Here is a 22,238-nt window from a genome sequence, read left to right as displayed (position 1 = left end):
CTCAAATGGTCCCCAGCGGGGGCTTTTTATATGCGCTCAGGTCAGGTGGCGCTCTGCGATGCATCGTCTGCAATCTCGGAGCGGACCTGCTCCATCAATGCCTCATAGGCCCGGTCGATCCCCTGCATATAGTCGCGCACAAAGTCCCGAAAGCGCTTGCCCTGAGCGTTCAGCGGACGGCGCTTGTGGTAGGCGACGCCGAAATAGGCCACCGGTGCGCCGTCGGAGTAGGGCCGGCAGACCACGTCGCTGTGCTTGCCCAGCAGCCGCAGCTCCCGATATTTTACCGATGGCACAATGGAGATACAGCGGTTGGCCTCCACCAGGGAGAGCAGCAGCTCCAGGTGCCGCACGTCGTAGTCGATGATGGGGGTGCTTCCCATTTTTCCTTCGGCGGCGCAGAAGGTGGTCCGGTTGACCCGGGAACCGTCAATGGCCAGGTGCTCGCCCGCCAGCTGCTGACGGCTGATACTCTGGCAGCTGGCCAGGGGATGGGCGCGGTTAAGCAGCAGCACAAAGTCACACTCATACAGCCGTTCAAAGGCCAGATCGTCTCCCGGGGGCTCCAGTACCGTGAGCGCCAGGTCTACCTCCTGGCGCTCCAGCATTGCGGTGACGGAGGGCAGATCGGCGCGCTGATGATTCAAACTGATATCCGGATTTTTCAGCAGAAACTGCTGAAGCATGATCGTATCGTCCACCATACAGGCAATAGACAGGGGTTCTGGGCGGTCGGCGTTAAGGTTGCGTACCTCCTGCACGCCTTTTTCCAGGGCGGACAAAGCCTGATCCACATAGCGCAGGAAACACTCGCCGCTCTGATTCAGGGTGATCTTGCCCCGCCTGCGTTCAAACAACGGGACTCCTACCTCTTCCTCCAGCCGGGACAGGGAAGTGCTCAGATTGGGCTGTGACACAAACATGGTCTCAGCCGCTTTGGACATATTACCCAACTGGGCTACGGCAGAAAAGTACCGAAGCTGTGAAAGTTCCATGCCAAGTTTCCTCCTGGTAAGTATATGAATTGTTTATACTGTTGTAAACATTATATATTTTTCAAAAATGCTTGTAAAGCTTATACTGATAATCGCTCCAAGACGATCCGGAACGTCAGGCAATGCTACGCAAGAGGGAAGGGCAGACGGCGCTGTCCGGTTTGCCCAGATGGAATGTGTAAAAAGGAATGTGAAAGTATGGAACAAACGAAGCGAGGCTTTGGTGCCTGGGGTTGGTTTCTGCTGATCTTCGGATTGCTGATCTTCTTCAGCAACGGCGGCTTTTTTGCTGACGGCACCAACGTGATCTCTCCCGCGGTAGCGGAAAAGTTGAACGTGGATCAAAGTTTGATCCTTACCATGAACTCCATTGCCGGTGTGATTGGTGTTCTGGTGGCCATTGTGGCCGGCCAGGTCAATCAGCGCATCGGCCCCAGCAAGGTGGCTGCCGGCTGCCTGATCCTGGCGGGCCTGGGTCACATCGCTGCCGGTAACGCCGTGAACGTGCCCATGTATCTCATCGCCATGTGCTGCGTGGGCGGCGGCCTGAGCGCCGGCTCCTTTGTGGGCATCGGTACCCTGGTGGCCATGTGGTTCCCCAAGAAGCAGGGCCAGGCCATGAGCGTTGTGGCCATGGGTTCCAATCTGGGCACCATGCTCTTCGTCCCCCTGCTTACCGTGCTGGTGGGTTCGATGGGCATCGGCACCAGCTCCATGATCTGCGGCATTGTGGCTGTGGTGGTGGGCGTGATCGGCGCCATCCTGCTGCGCAATACCCCCACTGAGCGAGGCCTGTATCCCGATAACGTCACTGAGGCCGAGTTCAAGGCTAACTATTCCACCAAGCCCCCCGAGGTTTCCGATGCGGGCTGGACCACCGGCAAGCTGCTGCGGACCAAGGAAGTGTGGCTGTGTGTGTTTGCCACCGGCCTGCTGATGCTGGTCCAGATGGGTATTATGACCCAGCTGGTTGCCCGCAACATGGAGGTGGGCATGGATCTGGGTATGGCCACCGGCGTTATGAGCGCCATCGCTGTGATCGGCATCATCGGCTCGGTGATCTTCGGCCGCATCGTGTTTAAACTTGGCATCAAGAAGGCGGGCGTGCTCACCGGCGTTCTGTACATCATCGCCATGCTGTGTAACGTCAGCGGCATCATGCCTCTGGTGTGGGTGTCCCTGGTGATCATCGGCTTCCTGGGTGCTGCCGCTCCCAACCTGATGAACTCCGTTCCCGGCTCCGTGTTCGGCCGGGTGGGCTACGCCAAGGTCAACAGCGTGGTGTTCCCCCTGACCAGCATCATCTTCATGCTCAACTTTGCTGTCAACGGCCTGATCAAGCAGTTGTTCAACAGCCTGAGCGTGGCTTACATCGTTTTCGCGGTACTGGCCTTTATTTCCATCCTGCTGATTCTGGCTCTGCAGGATCACAAGTATGACCAGGACTACATGGCCGCCCATAAAAAGTGAGCGGTCCAAATACAAAAGGAGGTAACCCTATGAGCAAGAACTCTACTGTGGCGCTTGCCCATGGCAAGGACGTACAGGAAAACGTTACCCGCGTCTTTGACATGATGGGCGGCGTGACCAAGATGATCGAGCCCAACTCCACTGTAGTACTCAAGCCCAACGCCGGTCATGCGGCTCCCCCGGAGTTTGCCGTGTGTACCCACCCCGAGACCGTCCGCGCCGTGATCCGCGAGGTCAAGAAGGCCAATCCCAAGCGCATCGTCATCGCTGAGGCCGCCGCCGTTGGCTGCGACACCATCGAGTGCTACGAGGCCTGCGGCATTGCCAAGGTGGCCGAGGAAGAGGGCGTGGAGCTGGTCGACATCAAGCGGGACAAGGACCTCATCAATGTGGCTGTCCGCGGCTACCGCTCCAACATCAGCCATGTGAAGCTGCCCCGCCTGCTGCTGGAGGCCGAGCACATCATCAACCTGCCCATCCTGAAGGCCCACGCCAGCATGGTGTTCTCCGGTGCGCTGAAGAACATCAAGGGCGTGGTGCAGGACCAGGTCCACACCACCATGCACCGCCAGAACCTGACCATGGCCATGATGGATGTGTGGAGCGTCTGCCGGCCCGACCTGAACATCATGGACGTGATGAGCGCCGCCAGCGGCTACTCCCCCCACACTCCCACCCCCATTGAGCTGGACTGCGTCATGGGTTCCAAGGACCCCGTGGCTCTGGACCGCATGGCCTGCGAGCTGGTGGGCATCGATCCCGACGGCGTGAGTTACTTCAAGGTGGCCGATGAGGTGGGCCTGGGTACCACCAACCCGGATCACATCGAGGTGGTGGGTGACAAGCTGGCCGACTGCTACAAGAAGATGTGGGTCCCCTATCTGGAGGACATCCGCAACCGTTGGCCTGAGTATGACGTCCACTGCGAGGGCGCCTGCTCCAGCTGCCAGGCTCTGCTCACCCTGAACATGGAGACCCTGAAGGCCATCGGCATCTACGATGAGAACAAGGGCATGACCGTTGTGGCCGGCTGCGACAACAAGCTGGATCCCAACACCCCCGACAAGCAGATCATCCTCCACGGCAACTGCACCCGCCGGCACCTGAAGGAGCATCCCGATGCCTACTTCCTGCCCGGCTGTCCCCCCGGAGAGGGCTCCCTGTACATGACCGTCGTCCGCAAGGAGCCTGTCACCGGCCAGCCTGAACTGATGCCCTGGATTCGTCAGCGGATGGAGGACGATGCTCCCGCCTGGCGCGGCTACGTTGAGAAAGAGGCCGAGAAGTTCTATGGAAGCAACAAATAATAATCAGGGCTATGTGTCCCTGACCAACGCCCCTGAACTGATGAAGCTGCTGGAGGATATCTTTACCGACGAATTCATGCAGCAGAACACCCGCTTTGAGAACTTTGACGGGTTCAAATTCTCCAGTGCGGTGATGGTCAACTGGAAGGCGGATACCATCGTCTATGCGCCCCTTCTGCTGGACAGCTTTGTCAAGGAGAGCACCCAGTTTTCCAACTGGGACGAGATGGTGCGCGCCGCCACCAGCCTGCGCTATCACTGCAGCTTAGAGCGGGGAAGGGGAGGCCTGAACCCGTTCGGATACAGGCCTCCGCTATAATTCCACAGATGTTCTGCCGGGGCGGGATGGGATCACGCCCCGGCAGGGCGCAGGGCTTTGAAGTCCAAGAACGGGACGCCCTGCGCGGGAACAGAGTCAGCTTGCCCTGAAAGAGTGTCTTTCCAGGGCTCTGACTCTATTCTCGAACCTGGATCCCAACGGACCGCCGGCGCCAGCACGCCGCCGGGTTACACAGTGAAAGGAGCTGGATTTACATATGAAACCGGAAGAGATCAAGCGAGTGGCCTGTGTGGGCGGCGGTGTGATCGGTTCCAGCTGGGCAATTCAGTTTGCCATGAAGGGCCTGGATGTGGTTCTGTACGATATCAATGACGAGCAGCTGGCCAAGAGTCAGGCTCAGATGCACAAGAGCCTGGATGCCCTGGAGCAGTTCAAGGCAGTGACACCCCAGCGGCGGCAGGAGATCGCCGATCGTGTGAAGCTGACCACCTCCATGGAAGAGGCGGTGAAGAACGCCCAGTTCATCCAGGAGAGCGGCCCTGAGCGGCTGGAGATCAAGCGGTCTATCCTGGCCCAGGTGGAGGAGTATGCTTCCGCCGACGCCATCTATGCCAGCTCCACCTCCGGCCTGTTGGTCAGTGATATCGCAGCCCAGGCGGCTCACCCGGAGCGTTGCGTGGGTGCCCACCCCTACAATCCCCCTCATCTGATTCCCCTGGTGGAGCTGACCTCCGGCGACAAGACCGATCCGGAGCTGCTCCAGCTGGCCTACGACTTCTATCAGTCCATCGGCAAGGAGGCGGTGCTGCTGCGCAAGGAGTGCCCCGGCTTTATTGCCAACCGGCTCCAGCTGGCCCTTTACCGTGAGGTGCAGGATCTGGTCATGCGGGGCGTGTGCTCCGTGGAGGACGCGGACAAGGCCCTGGTATACGGCCCCGGCCTGCGCTGGGCCATCTTCGGCCACAACATGATCATGCAGCTGGGCAACCCCGGCGGTCTCACCGGTATGGTGCAGATGCTGGGCAACTCCGGCGACCGCTGGCTGGCTGACATGGCTTCCTGGACCCATCAGCCCGACAACTGGGCCGAGGTGGCTCAGCCCGGTGTGGACAAGGAGATGGCCAATTTCCCCGATCACATCGGCCACACCAATGAGGACTGCGCCAAGTATCGGGATCAGATGCTCATTGAGCTGCTGAAACTCCACCGCAAGCTGTAAGAGGAGGTTTCATGGCTTTCCCGAAGGATTTTACCGCGTTTACCCGGCGGCGCTGGGTCTGTCTCATTTCCGCCATGGTGATCTGTGTCTGCGCCGGCTTCGGCTACGCCTGGAGCGTGCTGCAAAACCCCATTGTGACTCGTTTCGGCTGGGCTGACTCCGGCGTGGCCCTGGCCTATACCATTACGGTACTGTGTTCCACCATGGCGCCTCTGATCTTCGGCGGACTGATCCGCCGTATGTCCACCCGGGCCGGTGTGATCGTAGGTGCGATTCTCTTCGGCGGCGGACTGCTGCTGACGGGATGGATGAACCAGATTTGGCAGCTCTATCTGTTTTACGGTGTGATCTCCGGACTGGGCGTAGGTTTCATCTACCCCAGCATGATGGCCTATGTGGTGCGCCTCTTCCCAGACCGGTCCGGACTGGCCTCCGGACTGGGCACCGCCGCCTACGGCTCAGGCGCCATTTTGTGGGCCCCTACCGCCGCGGCGCTGATGGAGGGTGTGGGCATGGACCGGGCCTTTCAGGTGCTGGGCATCCTCTTTGCCGTAATTATTTTGGTCGGCTCCCTGCTTCTGATTGATCCGCCCGAGGGTTTTCAGGCCGCTATGGCGCCCAAGAGCAGGGGGGAGCAGGGAGGGGCCGCCGACCTGAGACGGGGCCAGATGGTGCGTACCGGAACCTTCTGGAAGATGGTTGTGGTGTTCACCTGCGGCCTGGTGGCCGGCGTCATCGTCATCAGCCAGGCATCTCCCATCCTCCAGCAGTCCCTGGGCTATTCCTCCTCCAGAGCGGCCCTTTTCGTCAGCGTGTTTGCCGCCTGCAACATGGCCGGACGCTTTCTGTGGGGCAGCCTGTCGGACAAGCTGGGACTGGTCAATACCGCTGGTGCGGTCTTTGTGCTGTGCATCCTGTCCATGGGCCTGCTGGCCGTGGTGGGGCAGGAGGTGTTGGTGCTGGTGCTGATGGGCGTGGCGGCTTCCTGCTATGGCGGCCTGGCCTCCATCCTCACACCCCTCACCGCCCGGATGTTCGGCCCCCGGTACATCACGGAAAACTACGGCGTCATGTATGTGGTGTTCGGCCTGGCCAGTCTCATCGGGCCCAGCCTGGCTACTACCTTTAAAACTATGGGAGGAGGAAGCTATACCGGAGCCTATGTCACTGCCGCGGTGCTGGCGGCAGTTGGCCTGGTCCTCTCCCGATTCCTGAAACCTGTGTCCCGCAAAGGAGAATGATATGGAACTAAGTAAAGTACGTACCATGGAGCAGATCATCGCCAGCTTCAAGGACGGCCAGACCATCGCCATCGGCGGCCAGACCAATCACTATATGCCGGAACGGCTGATTGATTGTGTGCTGGAGAGCGGGGCCAAGCATCTGACGGTGTACTCCATCGATTCCAGCGACCCCGGCATGGGCATCAGCCGCATCATTGAGGCCGGGCGGGTGGACAAAATGATCACCACCCATGTGGGGACCAATCCCCGTACCAACGCCCGTATTCAGGACGGCTCCCTGAAGGCCGAGCTTATCCCCATGGGTACCTTCATCGAGCGCATCCGCTGCGGCGGCATGGGCCTGGGAGGCGTGCTCACCAAGACCGGCCTGGGTACCGTGGTGGAGGAGGGCAAGCAGGTTATTGAGGTCAATGGCCAGAAGTACCTGCTGGAGACCGCGCTCCACGCTGACGTGGCCCTGACTCGCTGCCGGAAGGCCGATCCTCTTGGCAACCTGGCCTATCGGGGCAGCAGCGGCCACGCCTCCCACCCGGTCATCGCCACCTGCGCCGACCTGTCCATCGTGGAGTGCGATCACTTCTGCGATCTGGGTGAGATCGGCCCGGATGAAGTAAAGGTGCCTGGTATGTTCGTGGACATGATTCTGGTGTAAGGAGGGGGAGCAGATGGACAACAGAAACTTTATCGCCAAGCGGGCTGCTGCCTACTTCAAACCCGGCGACGTGGTCAACCTGGGCATCGGTATCCCCAGCCTCTGCGGCAGCTATGCCGCCGAAGGGGTGCTCTTCCAGAGCGAGAATGGCTTTATCGGCATCGGCGCCACAGTGAATGAGGGCCTGATGATGAACGAGCGGTTCGTCAATGCCGGCGGCGTAAACTTTATCCCTGTCCCTGGCGCCAGCGCCTTCGATGTGGCCATGTCCTTCGGTGTCATCCGGTCCGGTCGGCTGGCTGCCACCGTGCTGGGCGGCCTTCAGGTATCCGCCAACGGTGATCTGGCCAACTGGGCTTCTCCCGGTCGTGCCTTTGGCATGGGAGGCGCCATGGACCTGTGCAACGGCGCCCGGAAGGTGATTGTGGCCATGGATCTGGTGGCTAAAAACGGTGCGCCCAAGGTGGTGAACCAGTGCACCATGCCCCTCACTGCCATCCACTGCGTGGACCACATCGTTACCGACCGCTGTGTCATCAACGTGACCCCGGAGGGTCTGGTGCTGGCCGAGATCCGCAAGGGCCATACCGTGGAAGAAATTCAGGCCGCTGTGGAGCCTAAGCTTCTGGTGGCCCCTGATCTGATTGTAATGGAGGAAGATTGATATGGCAAAACCGCTGAGCAAAACAGTGGTCGTGGCCTACGGCCGCTCTGCTGTAGCTAAATCCGGTAAGAAGGGCGCTCTGCGTCAGCTTCATCCCATCGACATGGGCGGCCTGGTGCTGAAGGGTGTTATGGAGAAGATCCCCCAGCTGGACCCCGCTCTGGTGGAGGATGTGATCCTGGGCTGCGCCATCCCCGAGGCCAAGCAGGGCCTGAACCCCGCCCGCCTGGTGGCCGCCCGTGCCGGACTGCCCTACACCGCCTGCGGCCTCACCGTGGACCGCTTCTGCTCCTCCTCTCTCCAGGCTGTGGCCCTGGCTGCCTGGCAGATTGAGGCCGGACAGGCCGACTGCATCGTGGCCGGCGGCATTGAGTCCATGACCGCTCTGCCCATGACTCTGGACCGCAGCGGCGACATGAACCCCTGGCTGCTGGAGCACGACCCCAATCAGTATATCTCCAACGGCGAGACCGCTGAGAATGTGGCTGAGAAGTACAACGTCACCCGGGAGGAGATGGACGCTCTGGCCCTGGCCAGCCATCAGAAGGCTGCTCATGCCCAGGACGCCGGTTACTTTGACGATCAGATCATCCCTCTGCCCGGCGTGGATGCCGAGGGCAATCCCATCGTCTTTGACAAGGACCAGGGCATCCGCCGTGACACCAGCATGGAGAAGATGGCTTCCATGAAGCCCTGCTTCCGGGAGAATGGCCGGGTCACCGCCGCCACCTCTTCCCAGACCAGCGACGGCGCTGCCTTCCTGGTGCTCATGAGCCGGGACAAGGCCGCTGAGCTGGGCATCAAGCCTCTGGCCTCCTTCCTGGGCTTCTGCGTGGGCGGTCTGGACCCCGCCTATATGGGTCTGGGTCCCATCTACGCCGTGCCCAAGGTGATGGAGTATACTGGCCTCACCGTGAACGATATGGACGTGATCGAGCTCAACGAGGCCTTTGCCGCTCAGGTCAGCCCCTGCATCAAGGAACTGGGCATGGATCCTGCCAAGGTCAACCCCAACGGCGGCGCCATGGCTCTGGGTCATCCTCTGGGCGCTACCGGCGCGGTACTGTCCTGCAAGGCCATCTCTGAGCTGCACCGCACCGGCGGCAAGTACGCCCTGGTGACCATGTGCATTGCCGGCGGCATGGGCGCGGCCGGTATCTTCAAAGCGGAATAAATTGACACAACAATTATTATATTGACCATTTTATGGAGGTATTGATTATGGGTAAGCCTTTGGCCGATTATGTGAAGCTCCCCCAGCTGGACGAGTACAAGGAGTGGTTCAAGGATTTCGCGGACCTGTACCGTGAGGACGGCATCCTGCAGGTGACCTGGAAGACCAACGACGGCCCCATGCACCACAGCGGTATGTCCCACCGGGCCATCAGCCAGCTGGTGCGCATCCTGTCCCTGGACAACCAGAATGAGATCATCATCTTCACCCACATCGGCGACAGCTGGATGACCGAGTCCGATCCCAACGGCTGGGAGACCTATTCCAAGCTGCCCACCGAGCGGTTCCAGCACCAGTATTTTGACGACACCAACCTGATCAAGAACATGATCTTCGATCTGGATGTGCCCACCATCGGTGTGCTGCCCGGCCCCGGCTTCCACTGGGACTCCGCCATGCTCAGCGACATCACCATCTGCTCCGATGATACCTGGATCGAGGTGCCCCACGCCCACGGCGGCCTGGTGCCCGGCGACGGCATGGGCCTGATGGCTCAGCACTACTTCGGCACCAAGCGGGGCAACTACTACATGATGACCGCCCGTCAGTGGACTGCCCAGCAGATGCTGGACTGGGGCATGGTCAGCGAAGTGGTGCCCAAGGATCAGGTTATGGCCCGCGCCTGGGAGATCGCCCGGATGCTCAAGACCATGCCTTACGAGAACCGCACCATCATGTCCAACCTGGCCAAGCGTCCTCTGAAGAAGCTGCTGGTGGAGGATCTGAAGCTGCACACTGTGTCCGAGCAGTACGGCTCTCTGCTGCGCATCGCTGCCGGCGACATGGGCGACCGCAACGCCGCCCAGCAGGACGAGAAGTACATCAGCCAGACCAACGACTGGCGTTACTGCCACGACTGGATGCAGCAGCCCCCCACACGGGAGAGCTGGGCCGGCTTCCGTACCAAGCCCATCGAGTGGTTCAAGGAAGTGGAGGCCGGTCGGGAGGTCAACCCCTTCGATCCCAGCCGTCCGGTGAAGCCCTATCGCCCCGACGAGAAGTAAGCCAAAGACCGGAACAATTTACATATTGGAGGTTACTGTAATGGGAAAGCCTATGGCTGATTACGTCAAGCTGCCCGAGTTTGACGAGTATAAAGAGTGGTTTAAGGACTTCGCCGATCTGAAGCGTGAGGACGGCATCGTCCAGGTCACCTGGAAGACCAACGATGGCCCCATGCACCACAGCGGTATGTCCCACCGGGCCATGAGCCAGCTGACCCGCTGGCTGAGCCTGGACTATAAGAACGAGATCATCATCTATACCCACATCGGCGACAACTGGATGATCGAGTCGGACGCCAACGGCTGGGAGACTTACTCCAAGCTGCCCACCGAGCGGTTCCAGCACCAGTATTTTGACGATACCAACCTGATCAAGAACATGATCTTTGATCTGGACGTGCCCACCATCGGCGCCATCCCCGGCCCCGGCTTCCACTGGGATTCCGCCATGCTGTGCGACATCACCCTGTGCTCCGAGGACACCAAGATGGAGGTGCCCCACGCTCAGGGCGGCCTGGTACCCGGCGACGGCATGGGCCTGATGTGCCAGCACTTTTTCGGGACCAAGCGTGGCAACTACTATATGATGACCTCCCGCCAGTTCACTGCCCAGCAGATGCTGGACTGGGGCATGGTCAACGAGGTGCTGCCCAAGGGTAAGGTGCTGGAGCGGGCCTGGGAGATCGCCCGGATGTGGAAGACCATGCCCTACGAAAACCGCACCATCATGTCCAACCTGGCCAAGCGTCCTCTGAAGAAGCTGCTGGTGGAGGACCTGAAGCTGCACACCGTGTCTGAGCAGTATGGTTCTCTGCTGCGGGTGGCCGCCGGGGAGCTGGGCGACGAGAATTCCGCCCAGCAGGATGAGAAGTACATCAGCCGCGTGAACGACTGGCGTTACGCCACCCACGACATGGAGCAGCCCCAGACCGCCGAGAGCTGGCGCACCATGCCCCAGAAGGCCAACCAGTGGTGGCAGAAGGTCAAGGCTGGAGAGATCGAGAATCCCTTCGTCTTTGAGCACAGCAACGAGCCGGAAGGCTACGAGTTTTAATCCAACAGGGAAGAAGGGGCCGTATCCGGCCTCTTTTTCCCATACCTGTTTCCTAAACCGTGCCGGATGCCGGCGCGGAACCATGAAAAAGGAGTGGAACTGAAATGGCAAAGACCATCATTACCGCCGCGCTGACCGGCGCGGTCACCCCCGCGGGTTACAAGATCCCCGAAACCCCCCAGCAGATTGCCGACGAGGCCTATGACGCCTGGAAGCTGGGCGCCGCTGTGGTCCACCTGCATATGCGTGCCGACGACGGCCTGGGCGCTATGGACAAGGAGAAGTTCCGTGAGACCATCCGCCTGATCCGCAGCCACAAGGACTGTGACGTCATCATCAACTGCACCTCTTCCGGTGCTTCTCCTCAGCATCCCGCCACCGATGAGGAGCGTATGGCGCACCACAAGGAGCTGCCCGGCATTGAGATGGGCTCCTACGATGCCGGTTCCTTCAACTGGATGCCCGGCGGCGTATTCATCAACTCTCCCCAGTTCCTCCAGCAGCTGGGCGACCTGTACATGGAGAAGGGCACCAAGCCGGAGATCGAGATCTTTGACGCCGGTATGCTGGGTGTTACCGACTACTTTGTGAAGAAGGGCCACCTGCCCACTCCCTGCCACTACCAGTTCTGCCTGGGCGTGCTGGGCGGTATGCCTGCCACCGTGGAGAACCTGCTCTATCTGGTAAATCACATCCCCGCCGGTTCCACCTGGTCCGCCTTCGGTGTGGGCAAGGGTCATTTGCCCATCATGTTCGCGGCCCTGGCCCTGGGCGGCCACATCCGTGTGGGCATGGAGGACAATGTGGTCTTTGGCGTGGACGAGAACGGCAAGAAGATCATGGCCACCAACCATATGCTGGTGGAGCGTGCCGTGGCCGCTGTCAAGGCCTTCGGCAATACCCCCGCTACCCCCGCCGAGGCCCGCCAGATCCTGGGCATTCCCGCCTTTGACGGCGAGAAGGTCCGCGCCGCTCTGGGGATCGACTGATATGAAAATCCAGAGCGTACTGGGCCCGGTGGACACGTCGGAACTGGGCCAGGTGCTGATGCACGAGCATCTGACCTGCGCCGACTGGTCCATGCGGATGAACTTCGGTTCCCGCTTCTATGAAGCGGACAAGGTGACCGAGATGTCCTGCGGGATGCTGGGCAAGGCAGCACAGCAGGGTGTGGCCACCGTGGTGGACGGCACGCCTGTAAACCTGGGCCGTGACATTCACTTGATGCGGGATGTGGCCCGCCGCACGGGACTGAACATCATCGCCTCCACCGGCTTCTACTATCAGGAGGAGCCCTGGCTGGGCTTCCGGGACGAGGAGCAGATCTACGACCTGCTGATGGGCGACTGCACCGATGGTATTCAGGGTACCGACAGCAAGCCGGGCATCCTGAAGGCGGGTGTAGCCCGGGCCGGGGTGACGCCTCTGCTCCGCAAGGTACTCCACGCCACCGGCCGTGTGGCCGCCGAGACCGGACTGCCCATCTTCTGCCACCATGATCCCGCCGTCCGCAGCGGCGGGGAGATTCTGGACCTGTTCGAGAGCTGCGGCGTGCCCGCAAACCGGGTGATCCTGGGTCACAGCGGCGACACCACCGAGCTGGAATACCTCACCGCCATGCTGGAGCGGGGCTGCTGGCTGGGCATGGACCGCTTCGGATTCTGCGACCGGGACCTGGGGCTGGAGCCCCGGGTGGACACCATTGCCCGGCTGTGCGAACTGGGCTGGGGGAACAAGCTGCTCCTCAGCCACGATCTGGCCGCCTATCTGGCCTTCTGGGACAGCTGGGAGACCACCAAAAACAGCGATTACCTCCATCTGGAGGAGGACTTCACCTTCATCCACCGTCGGGTACTGCCCGCTCTGCGGGAGCGGGGCCTGGAGCCCGCCGTGGTGGACGGCCTGCTGACGGCCAATCCCAGAATCTTCTTTGAAGGAACTTCCAGTCACTAATGAGTGTTCCTTATTTTCCCCCTTACTAAATCCTTTCCCTCATCAGGCAGGCACGGGACCGGAGCCACGGTCCCGTGCCTGCCGCTTTTTTGCGGATAAAAGTACCAAACGCTCAAGGACGGGAGGGGTCCAATCTGTCTTTTTGTGTGAACCGATGGTTGAAACGTACGGTTTTCTAATGTATACTAAACGTCAGAGAATATGGCCCTTCGGGCCCACAGAATGGAAAGGTGAATCAAATGGAACAGTCAAAGGTCCACGCACTGGCTGTCACAGCCGCCCGTGCCCGCCTGCTGGCGATGGACATGGTGCATGACGCGGCCTCCGGCCACATCGGCGGCTCCCTGTCCTCCATGGACATCATTACCACCCTGTACGGTCATGTGATGCGGGTAGATCCCGCCAATCCCCGGGACCCTGACCGGGACCGTTTCGTGCTGTCCAAGGGACACTGTACCCCCGCACTCTATCCCAATCTGGCTCTGAAGGGCTTTTTCCCCGTGGAAGATCTGAAACTTTTCCGCTCCATCAAGGGCGAGATGTCCGGTCATGCCGAAATGCATCACATTAAGGGCGTGGATATGTCCACCGGCTCTCTGGGTCAGGGCATCTCCGCCGCTGTGGGGATGGCTCTGGCGGGTAAGGCCGATCAGAAGAACTATCGTGTGTATGCTCTGCTGGGCGACGGCGAGATCGAGGAGGGTCAGGTGTGGGAGGCTGCCATGTCCGCGGCCAAGTACCGCCTGGACAACCTGTGCGCCATTGTGGACGTCAACGGCCTGCAGATCGACGGACCCACGGCTGAGGTCATGCCCTCCGAGCCCCTGGACAAGAAGTTTGAGGCCTTCAACTGGAATGTGATCCATGTGGACGGCCACGACTTCAACGCCCTGGAAGAGGCGTTTAACGCCGCCGCTGCCTGCAAGGGCAGGCCCACCGTGCTGCTGGCCAAGACCATCAAGGGCAAGGGCGTTTCCTTCATGGAGGGGGACTACGGCTGGCATGGCAAGGCGCCCAATGATGAGCAGTATGAAAAGGCCCATGCGGAGCTGGCTGCGACGCTGGCGGAACTGGAGGGAAAATAAGCCATGAGTGAGAAGATCGCCACCCGCGTGGCATATGGTAAGGCCCTGGCCGAGCTGGCCGACCAGTATCCTAATCTGGTAGTGCTGGACGCCGACCTGTCCGGCTCCACCCAGAGCGCCTTTTTTGCCAAGGCCCACCCTGAGCGTTTTTACAACATGGGTATTGCTGAGGCCAACATGACCGGCGTGGCCGCCGGTTTGGCTACCTGCGGCAAAATGCCCTATACCCATACTTTTGCCATGTTTGCCACCGGTCGAGCCTATGAGCAGGTCCGTAACTCCGTGGCCTATCCCCGTCTCAACGTGAAGATCGTGGGTTCCCACGGCGGCCTGTCCGTGGGTGAGGACGGCGCCACCCATCAGTGCATCGAGGACTATGCCCTCATGCGTACCATTCCTAACATGATGGTGGTCTCTCCCTGCGATGGCCCCGAGATGCGTCTGGCAGTCAAAGCTCTGTTGGACTATGACGGACCGGCCTATCTGCGGCTTGGCCGTCTGGCGGTGGACAGCATTACTGATGAGGTCCCCGGTTACTCCTTCCAGCTGGGCAAGGGCTCCATGCTGCGGGACGGCGCCGACGTTACCGTTATCGCTACCGGCATGATGGTCCAGATGGCCTATGCTGCCGCTGAAAAGCTGGCAGAGGAGGGCATCTCCGTCCGGGTCATCGATATGCACACCATCAAGCCTCTGGACGGCGAGATCGTGCTGAAGGCTGCTCTGGAGACCCGCTGCATCGTCACCTCTGAGGAGCACACCGTCCTCAACGGCCTGGGCTCCGCAGTGGCGGAATTCCTGGCCGAGCACTGCCCGGTGCCTGTGGTGCGCCACGGCGTCAACGATGAGTTTGGCCGCTCCGGCGCGGCCAAGGCGGTGCTGGAGGCCTACGGCCTTACCACCGAGGGTATCATCGAGAAGGTACGGCAGGCCCTGAAACTGAAGAAATGAGCGACATCCGACTGATCTGCCTGGACATGGACGGTACCCTGCTGGACGACGATCACGCTACTGTGCCCCCCAGAAATGTGGCCGCTCTCCGGGCGGCGGCGGAGCGGGGGGCGGCGGTGACCATCGCCAGCGGCCGGGCCTGGTCCCTGCTGCGGGCGGTGGACGCTCAGATCGGTGTTACCCGGTACGCCGTGCTGTCCAACGGCGCGGCGGTGCTGGATGTGGCCACGGGGGAATGGATTTACCGCCGGCCCATGGAGCCAAACGCCCGCCGTACCATTCTCACCCTGCTGTTGGACTGGGGCCTGCCCTTTGAGGTCTACTGCGAGGGGGAGAACTATATCCAGGCCGACCGCACCGAGCAGGTGGTGGGCAGCGCCTTGTCTCCGGAGTTTGCCCAAGTGCTGCGGACCTGCTCCCACTTTCCGGAGGACCTGAACGCCGCCCTGGAGGGCAAGGCGGTGGAGAAGATCCACATCTTCCATGTGCCTCCGGAGCGCCGGCAGGAGCTGCTGGACGCGGTGGAGGCCTGCGGCCCTCTGGCGGTGACCACCTCCTTTGGGGAGAACATGGAACTCACCGCCCCAGGCGTCAATAAAGGCTCGGCGGTTCAGGCCCTGTGTGCCCGGCTGGGGCTGGGGCCGGATCAGGTCATGGCCTTCGGTGATGCAGGCAACGACCTGGAGCTGCTGAGCTGGGCAAGCTGGTCCTTTGCCATGGCCAATGCCAGCGATGAGGCCAAGGCCGCCGCGCGCTATATCACCGGCACCAACCGGGAGGGCGGTGTCGGTATGGCTGTGGAACAGTATCTGCTGAATACATAATCAAACGGCGCATGACCATTGTCATGCGCCGTTTTTCCTCATAGTTGATTTTAGCGGGCGACGGAAGAGAAGTCGGGCTGCTGTTCCGGTTCGGTCTGACGGATTTTATGAAGGTATCGCAGCAGGAAGAACAGGGTGATAACCAGGCAGATTCCCTCGGAGAACAGGGGAGAGAGCCAGATGCCCGTATCGCCCAGCACTTTGGACAGGACCACCAGGCAGCCGGAGATGAGCACCAGGCCTCGGCCAAAGGAAATAGTGAGAGCAGGGAAGGGGTGCTCTATGGCGGTAAAGAAGCCGGAGATCAAGACGTTAAAGCCCATAAGCAGGAAGGCGGGAGCATAGAGCCGGAGCGCATTGACGGTGTATCCGAAGAGCGGATCGGCCGGCTCCAGAAAGAGGCCTACAATGGGACCGGCCAGCAGCTGGCAGATGATGAAGAAGCCTACTCCTGCCACTGCCACCAGCTTGATGCCGTAAGACAGGAATTTGTGGCACAGGGGCCGCTGTCCCGCGCCAAGATAGAAGCTGGACAGAGGCTGGACCCCGTGGGCAGTGCCGATCATGGTCATGAGCACCAGAGTGTTGACATAGCTGATGATGGTGTACGAGGTGAGGGCGGCCTCGCCGGACACCTGCAGGATAGTCTGATTGAACAGAAAAATGACCAGGCCGTTGGAGAACTCGCTGAGTCCGTCGGAGGTACCCAAGGGGATGATCCGGCGGTAAGCTCCAAAGTCGGGCTTGAAACGGCCAAAGCGCAGAGGGTTGGGGTGGCGCACGAAGTAGATGACAAAGATCACAGTGGAGGTGACCTGAGACAAGCCGGTGGCCAGAGCCGCACCCCACACGCCCCAGTGGAAGTGCATCACAAACACATAGTCCAGCACCACATTCATAATGGCACAGGACAGTACGCCGATGGTGCTGACGTGAGGGGCGCCGTCTGCCTTCACCTGAACCTCAAGGTTGTAAGACACGGTAAAAAAGACGGAGAAGCAGGCGATAATACCTACATATTCCTTTACCAGCGGCAGCAAATCCCCGGTGGCGCCCAGGAACAGGGCCACGCGCTCCAGGTTCAGCAGCACGACTGCCGTCAGGACCAGAGACAGAACAATGACCACTGCCAGGTTCTGATTAAAGTAGTTGCGGGCTTTCTCCTCGTCCCCTTGGCCCAGAGACAGGGACAGGACGGTGGAGGTGCCGGTGGCCAGCAGGATGCCGATGGTGAAGATGAGCGACACGAATGGCATGGACAGATTCACTGCCCCCAGAGCGTGGCTGCCCACGCCGTGAGCAACGAAAATGCCGTCCACCATGGTGTACAGGGAGAAGATCCACATGGAGACGATGGATGGAACGGTAAACTTGAAAAACTTAGCAACCAGATTCACGGGTAAAACCTCCTCTTACTGGGGATATCATAAACCCTCGTACCATCCGAAAGTCAAGAGCGGGAGGCAAAAAAGTTGAAAGAATTTTATCAGATCCATGAGTTGGCCAAATTGTTCGACCTGTGTCCCGATACTCTGCGCTATTATGAGGAGAAGGGACTGCTTCACCCGGTGCGGGGAGAGAACCGCTACCGGATGTACGGCATTCAAGATGTGTGTACTCTGAATATCATTCGCTCACTGCGGGAGCTGGATCTGCCCACCCGGGAGATCGGCGCCTATCTGGAGCGGCGGAGTGTGGGGGAGACCCTGGAACTGCTGGACCGGGAGGAGGCGCTGCTCAAGCGCCGGATGGAGGAATTGGAGGCCGCCCGGAAGGAAGCGGCAGAACGTCGGGCGCGGCTGGAGCGCTACCGCATGGTGGAGGCCGGATATGTAGAGCTTGTCCGGGAGCCGGAGCGGCCCTATGTATTTCTGGAAAAGGATTTTATTCTGGAGAAGGAAGTGGATTTCCAGCTCAAGCGGCTGGAACAGCGGCACCAGGATTACATCCAGGTCATTGGAAGCCAGTGCATGGGGGCCCAGGTGGACGAGGAAAGTCTGAAAAAGGGAGTATTTAACCACTTCTCCCGGGTCTTTTTCCTCACCAGCCCAGGCTTGCCCTATGATGACTTGCTGCCCGGGGGTGAATATGCCCGGCTGTACTACCGGGGCGAATATGACCGGATGGAGGAACATTTGAGGACGCTGCTGACGGGGGTCCGGGCGGCCGGGCGGACACCGGAAGGTGCGCCGCTGGAGCTCTACCGCATCGATGCCCATGATACCAACCGTCCGGAGGAGTATGTTACTGAACTTCAGGTGCGGGTCTGTGCCCCGTGATCTGCTTCCAGGCGGGATAAGAAACTTTTTACAGCAGCGGTGCGTCTGTGATATGACGGGGTTTCCGTCCAAGGAAGAGATTGGCAGGAGGAGATACACATGAAAAGAATTGGTACGACTGCTGTTGTTCTGACGCTTTTATCTGCAATGTGCCTGAGCGGCTGTTCACAGGCTCAGTCCAATGCCATGGATACCAACAGTCCCAGCATTGAGACACCATCCCCCACTCCGTTGCAAAGTGAAGCGCCAGCCTCGCCGGAGCCAATGGATGAGATCTATCCCGTGAGTACCCAGGAGAAGGCAACTCAGATCCTGGAGCGGGCATATGAAGGATTTGTGCAGGAAGTGACCTTCCGCTTTACGCAGGAAGACCTGCCCTTTCAGGAGCGTTCCATTCTGCTCCAGAACGCGTCCAATGAGGTGTTGAGCGCCCGGCCGGAGCTGAAATATGCCTACGCCCTGGAATGTACGGAAGGAGTGGAGGGGACGGTCTGTAAGATTTCGTATATGCCGTATAAGCTGGGGTATCCGGACGGCGAACCGGAGGGAGCCGTGGAAACCAATACCCTTGTGGAATTGGTGAAGGCGGCGGACGCCGCTCTTAGTGGGGAAGAGATTCCTATTGTGATCCGGAACCCGGAACTGCTGGTAGATGATATGCAGCGGGCTCTGCAGTTGGCGGGGTATGGCTATATATTGTATACGCTCAACAGCGACGCCACGGCAATCCAAGCTTTTCCAAGCGATTCTGAAACGATTGAGCAGAGTGTTGAGAAGATACAGGAGATCCAGAGCATCGCAAAAGAGACTGCGGCGACAATCCTGACCGATACCATGGATGATGAGGAAAAGCTTAAGGCTATTTATCGCTTTATTGTGGAAAATACCACGTATGACTACCGATATTATCAGAGCCCGGACACGCTGCCCTATGAATCCAGGACAGCTTTTGGACCATTGCAGAACGGAACGGCCATCTGCGGCGGGTTTTCCTGGGCATTTCGTGTGCTTTGTGAAGAGGCCGGCATCCCCTGCTGGAACGTCACCGGTACCGGAGCAGGGGAGGAGCATATGTGGAATTGCGCTCTGCTGGATGGTGAATACCGCTACTTTGATACGACCTGGGACGCGGGACGCCCGGATGAGAGCCAGTGGAGGTATTTTGGACGAACGGAAGAGGAAATCTCCCAGGATCATTTCTGGGGAATCGGCCAGAAGGAGTTGATACAGGGGCTGACCCAATCATAAGATTGGGACAAGGCTTTGCTGTATAGGGACAAACATTGTCGGAATACAGTGGGACCATGGAGGTGTGACAAATGATTCCTGCATGGATCCTGCTGCTACTCAATCAGGTTTTCTTTACCCTTCGCCTGTCCGGCGGGGGAAACGGCTCCTTTCCCCGACCACTGAAAGCTGAAGAGGAACGCCGGTATCTGGAACAGGCTGCTCAGGGTGATCTGGAAGCCCGCAACAAATTGATCGAGCACAATCTGCGCTTGGTGGCCCACATTGTTAAGAAGTACTATACCCCCAATGGGGATCAGGACGACTTGATTTCTATTGGTACCATCGGACTGATCAAAGGAATTGGTACCTTTAAACCGGATAAAAAGGTACGGCTGGCCACCTATGCGTCCCGCTGCATTGAAAATGCTATCCTAACACAACGGACTTTTTCTCCACTGAAGTAGCAGAGCAAGTACCGTCTGACGGAACATGGCGTATGCTCTGTCATGTCACGGAGAATATGTATGTATTGATACGAAATCTATCGGGAGATATTGCGATTGCCCCGATGTTCTGTTACAGCATCCCCCTGCTTGCGCCACACCATCTGCTGGAGGCTGAAAAATTCAATATCCGCTACACCGACCCTGCCCAGATCACCTGCATGGCAGACAAGCTGCGGTGGTACCGCTACAAAAAAGCGCTCTTACAGCGGGAGGTAGCTGCATTGGCCGGCATTGAAAGGAGCACGTACCTGCACTACGAGGATCCAGCCCGGGAGAACTATGCTCTGGATGTCATGGAGAGGATTGCTCTGATCCTTGGGGTGCCGGTCACAGAATTGCTGGATGAGTACCACCTCTTCCTGTACCACGATCAGGGCCGACAAGTGAAGGAAAAGCGAAAAAGCCTCTGTATGACGCGAGTACAGTATGCAGAGCATCTGGGCGTTCCGATCGGGACGTTGGAAAACTGGGAACAAAATTCGGTTCGGATGATGAAAAGCTCATGGGAGAAATATTTCAAATAGGCAAATGCGAGGCGGGGGACAATCAGTCCCCCGCCTTATGCTTACAACTATCGGAAATAGTCTTAACGATGGCATCGACCAGTTTTAATTTCTGCTCGGTGGGACAGTCCAGTTTTTCTATGTAGCCAAGCACATATTGTGCGTGGACCTTTGCGACCAGATGGTCAAGCTCCGCTTGCTTTTCTGGCGTTTTGGGATAGTGTACGATGAGTTCGATGGGCCATCCCTCCTTTGCTTTAGTCTATGCCGGGGCGTTTGCTCTGTATCACCGGGAAAGGCTGCTCGGACCATTGCAAGTTTATTGGTGATTTTTGTTTTGCAGAGATATTTGCATTGGAATGCTGATGAAGCTGATTGAAGCGGTCAGACCGCCAACAGATAGTTGGCCACAGTAACATCACAGCGCCAATGGGAGAGGTGGAAGATGCTCACCGCCATCACCGCCAGCCGGTCATACTTGACAGGCAACCCGTGGGCGAGGGCCAGCCGGCGGCTGTTGCCACGGATACAGTAATTGCCCTCTACACAATTGGGATCCCACCTCTTGCTGCACAGGCGTACCCAGCGGCGGCGCACCTCCTCAGTGAGCTGCGCTCGGTAATCGGGATCGGTATCCAAACGGGCCAGGTAGTCGTGATAGGCCCGCTGAGCCCTAAGGGCGCGGAGGTGGTGCAGGTCGATCTTGTTCCTCAACTCTTCGTCGGAGAACACCTTGTCTTCAGAAGCATCAAAGTAGCTGCGGACAAAGCCCACATCTTCAACTGCGATACGCTGCTCCTGATATTTGCCCCCCTTGCCCCGCCTGACCCGGACACAGGGATAGCCGGACTCGTCTACTACCAGGTCATCGCCACGGAGATGCTTGTACTCAGCCCGACGGATCCCCACCGCCAACGCAAAGTCGTACAACCGAGGAGATGCCTCTCGCTGGGCATCACTGCGGCTATCCACAGCCTTAACACCCCGGCTGCGGGTGTTGTCGGCCACCACCCGCCTAGGCTTACTGATCGAATCCAGAGGCACCCCAAATACTCTGCTTGCCCCGGCCAGGTACTTGTGTACCGTGTTGGGGCTATAGCCCTGGGCTACCAGCCAGTCTGAGTAGTCCTGCAGGTGGGCGGGACACTCCTCAATGTGCCGACAGCCATACCGTTTGCGGCACCAAATGGCAAACTTGACTACCCGATCTTTATACTGACGATATGTCTGATTTGATATCTTGCGGTCTGCCATCTCTTTGCGGAGACGATCAGCCAGTTGCTTGGCCTCATACACAATACTTGCCATGGTTAAACCACTTTCTCGCAGACACCCACTGCAAGACTCAATACCTGATTAGGTTCATCTGTAAGCGGCTGTGGATTTTTCCACACATTGTGTCGAGGCATAATTTTAGCGTTGTCTATCATATAAGCCTTTCCTTTCTGCCAGCAAGTCTCTGTAACATAAACATAGCCGTATTGGGTGACGGCAGGCACCCCAGCCTGGTAAGGCAGTTAAAAGTGGCACATATCTTTGTTACAGAGGAATATGGTGACCCCTATCAGAGTCGATACCTGCCACGGTATCGCCCCCCTCACTGGTTATTTTCCATCGAGATGAAAAATAACCAGTTCACCCCCCGCGTAACGGGCGGGTTTGCGTGTGCAAAAGCTGGCTCACAGAGCAGCTCTCCACGCAGGAGATGCCCCCAGATCCAGGGGCGGGTACGGCATTTGCAGTGGACATCCCTGGTCGCCGTATCAGGGATGGGAGCCAGTCTC

At 59.1% G+C, this 22,238-nt stretch carries 21 protein-coding genes and 1 pseudogene; 19 read left to right on the top strand and 3 right to left on the bottom strand.

Going from position 1 to position 22,238, the window contains the following annotated elements; all coding sequences use genetic code 11:
- Positions 1–41 precede the first annotated feature (41 nt).
- Positions 42–995: a LysR family transcriptional regulator gene (locus B5F94_RS00540; RefSeq protein WP_087326537.1), complete on the bottom strand. Its 954-nt coding sequence runs from the start codon at positions 993–995 to the stop codon at positions 42–44.
- 198 nt (positions 996–1,193) lie between these two features.
- Between B5F94_RS00540 and B5F94_RS00535 the strand changes: the two genes are divergently transcribed.
- From B5F94_RS00535 to B5F94_RS00465, 15 genes are all read left to right on the top strand, one after another.
- Positions 1,194–2,465: an MFS transporter gene (locus B5F94_RS00535; RefSeq protein ID WP_087326534.1), complete on the top strand. Its 1,272-nt coding sequence runs from the start codon at positions 1,194–1,196 to the stop codon at positions 2,463–2,465.
- Between the two features lie 29 nt (positions 2,466–2,494).
- Positions 2,495–3,772, top strand: a complete 1,278-nt coding sequence (locus B5F94_RS00530; protein WP_087326531.1) for a DUF362 domain-containing protein — start codon at positions 2,495–2,497, stop codon at positions 3,770–3,772.
- Positions 3,756–4,091, top strand: a complete 336-nt coding sequence (locus B5F94_RS00525) for a hypothetical protein (RefSeq protein WP_242965518.1) — start codon at positions 3,756–3,758, stop codon at positions 4,089–4,091. The genes B5F94_RS00530 and B5F94_RS00525 overlap by 17 nt, the downstream gene beginning before the upstream one ends.
- Positions 4,092–4,308: 217 nt before the next feature.
- Positions 4,309–5,271, top strand: coding sequence for a 3-hydroxyacyl-CoA dehydrogenase family protein (locus B5F94_RS00520; protein WP_087187973.1), 963 nt, complete (start codon positions 4,309–4,311; stop codon positions 5,269–5,271).
- An 11-nt stretch (positions 5,272–5,282) separates the two neighbouring features.
- Complete coding sequence (locus B5F94_RS00515) at positions 5,283–6,512, top strand: L-lactate MFS transporter (RefSeq protein ID WP_087326528.1); 1,230 nt, start codon at positions 5,283–5,285, stop codon at positions 6,510–6,512.
- Position 6,513: 1 nt separating this feature from the next.
- Positions 6,514–7,167: a CoA transferase subunit A gene (locus tag B5F94_RS00510; RefSeq protein WP_087326525.1), complete on the top strand. Its 654-nt coding sequence runs from the start codon at positions 6,514–6,516 to the stop codon at positions 7,165–7,167.
- Positions 7,168–7,180: 13 nt separating this feature from the next.
- Positions 7,181–7,831 carry a CoA-transferase gene (locus B5F94_RS00505; RefSeq protein WP_087326523.1) on the top strand — a complete coding sequence of 217 codons (651 nt, stop codon included), beginning with the start codon at positions 7,181–7,183 and terminating at the stop codon, positions 7,829–7,831.
- A gap of 1 nt (position 7,832) precedes the next feature.
- A complete protein-coding gene (locus B5F94_RS00500; protein ID WP_087266628.1) occupies positions 7,833–9,005 on the top strand; it encodes a thiolase family protein in 1,173 nt (390 codons plus the stop codon).
- Between the two features lie 47 nt (positions 9,006–9,052).
- Positions 9,053–10,069 carry an enoyl-CoA hydratase/isomerase family protein gene (locus B5F94_RS00495; protein ID WP_087266626.1) on the top strand — a complete coding sequence of 339 codons (1,017 nt, stop codon included), beginning with the start codon at positions 9,053–9,055 and terminating at the stop codon, positions 10,067–10,069.
- A gap of 40 nt (positions 10,070–10,109) precedes the next feature.
- On the top strand, positions 10,110–11,123 hold the full coding sequence (locus tag B5F94_RS00490) for an enoyl-CoA hydratase/isomerase family protein (protein ID WP_087187979.1): 1,014 nt from the start codon (positions 10,110–10,112) through the stop codon (positions 11,121–11,123).
- A 104-nt stretch (positions 11,124–11,227) separates the two neighbouring features.
- Complete coding sequence (locus B5F94_RS00485; RefSeq protein WP_087326520.1) at positions 11,228–12,112, top strand: 3-keto-5-aminohexanoate cleavage protein; 885 nt, start codon at positions 11,228–11,230, stop codon at positions 12,110–12,112.
- A gap of 1 nt (position 12,113) precedes the next feature.
- Positions 12,114–13,076, top strand: coding sequence for a phosphotriesterase family protein (locus B5F94_RS00480; protein WP_087326517.1), 963 nt, complete (start codon positions 12,114–12,116; stop codon positions 13,074–13,076).
- A gap of 239 nt (positions 13,077–13,315) precedes the next feature.
- Positions 13,316–14,161, top strand: coding sequence for a transketolase (locus B5F94_RS00475; protein ID WP_087326514.1), 846 nt, complete (start codon positions 13,316–13,318; stop codon positions 14,159–14,161).
- Between the two features lie 3 nt (positions 14,162–14,164).
- Positions 14,165–15,112: a transketolase family protein gene (locus B5F94_RS00470; protein ID WP_087326511.1), complete on the top strand. Its 948-nt coding sequence runs from the start codon at positions 14,165–14,167 to the stop codon at positions 15,110–15,112.
- Complete coding sequence (locus tag B5F94_RS00465) at positions 15,109–15,936, top strand: Cof-type HAD-IIB family hydrolase (protein WP_087326507.1); 828 nt, start codon at positions 15,109–15,111, stop codon at positions 15,934–15,936. Before B5F94_RS00470 ends, B5F94_RS00465 begins: the two co-directional genes overlap by 4 nt.
- Positions 15,937–15,986: 50 nt before the next feature.
- Here B5F94_RS00465 and B5F94_RS00460 read toward each other — a convergent pair whose 3' ends face one another.
- The gene (locus tag B5F94_RS00460) at positions 15,987–17,333 is read right to left on the bottom strand and encodes an MATE family efflux transporter (protein ID WP_242959296.1); all 1,347 of its coding nucleotides are present in this window, start codon (positions 17,331–17,333) and stop codon (positions 15,987–15,989) included.
- A gap of 75 nt (positions 17,334–17,408) precedes the next feature.
- Between B5F94_RS00460 and B5F94_RS00455 the strand changes: the two genes are divergently transcribed.
- The 4 genes and pseudogenes from B5F94_RS00455 to B5F94_RS00440 all read left to right on the top strand — a co-directional run bounded on the left by B5F94_RS00455 (position 17,409) and on the right by B5F94_RS00440 (position 20,475).
- Entirely contained in the window at positions 17,409–18,215 is an 807-nt protein-coding gene (locus B5F94_RS00455) for a MerR family transcriptional regulator (RefSeq protein WP_087326504.1), read from the top strand.
- A 99-nt stretch (positions 18,216–18,314) separates the two neighbouring features.
- The gene (locus B5F94_RS00450; RefSeq protein ID WP_087326501.1) at positions 18,315–19,463 is read left to right on the top strand and encodes a transglutaminase domain-containing protein; all 1,149 of its coding nucleotides are present in this window, start codon (positions 18,315–18,317) and stop codon (positions 19,461–19,463) included.
- A gap of 71 nt (positions 19,464–19,534) precedes the next feature.
- Positions 19,535–19,879, top strand: a pseudogene (locus B5F94_RS00445) (sigma-70 family RNA polymerase sigma factor); the annotation flags it as partial.
- Between the two features lie 62 nt (positions 19,880–19,941).
- On the top strand, positions 19,942–20,475 hold the full coding sequence (locus tag B5F94_RS00440) for a helix-turn-helix domain-containing protein (protein ID WP_087326498.1): 534 nt from the start codon (positions 19,942–19,944) through the stop codon (positions 20,473–20,475).
- Between the two features lie 363 nt (positions 20,476–20,838).
- Here B5F94_RS00440 and B5F94_RS00430 read toward each other — a convergent pair whose 3' ends face one another.
- Positions 20,839–21,762 carry a phage integrase N-terminal SAM-like domain-containing protein gene (locus tag B5F94_RS00430; RefSeq protein ID WP_087326493.1) on the bottom strand — a complete coding sequence of 308 codons (924 nt, stop codon included), beginning with the start codon at positions 21,760–21,762 and terminating at the stop codon, positions 20,839–20,841.
- Positions 21,763–22,238: the final 476 nt, after the last annotated feature.

Origin of the sequence: Flavonifractor sp. An4, assembly GCF_002161755.1 — a bacterium.
GTDB lineage: Bacteria > Bacillota > Clostridia > Oscillospirales > Oscillospiraceae > Flavonifractor > Flavonifractor avicola.
The sequence above is the reverse complement of the archived record's forward strand: the minus strand, read 5'-3'. Positions and strand labels throughout refer to the sequence as shown.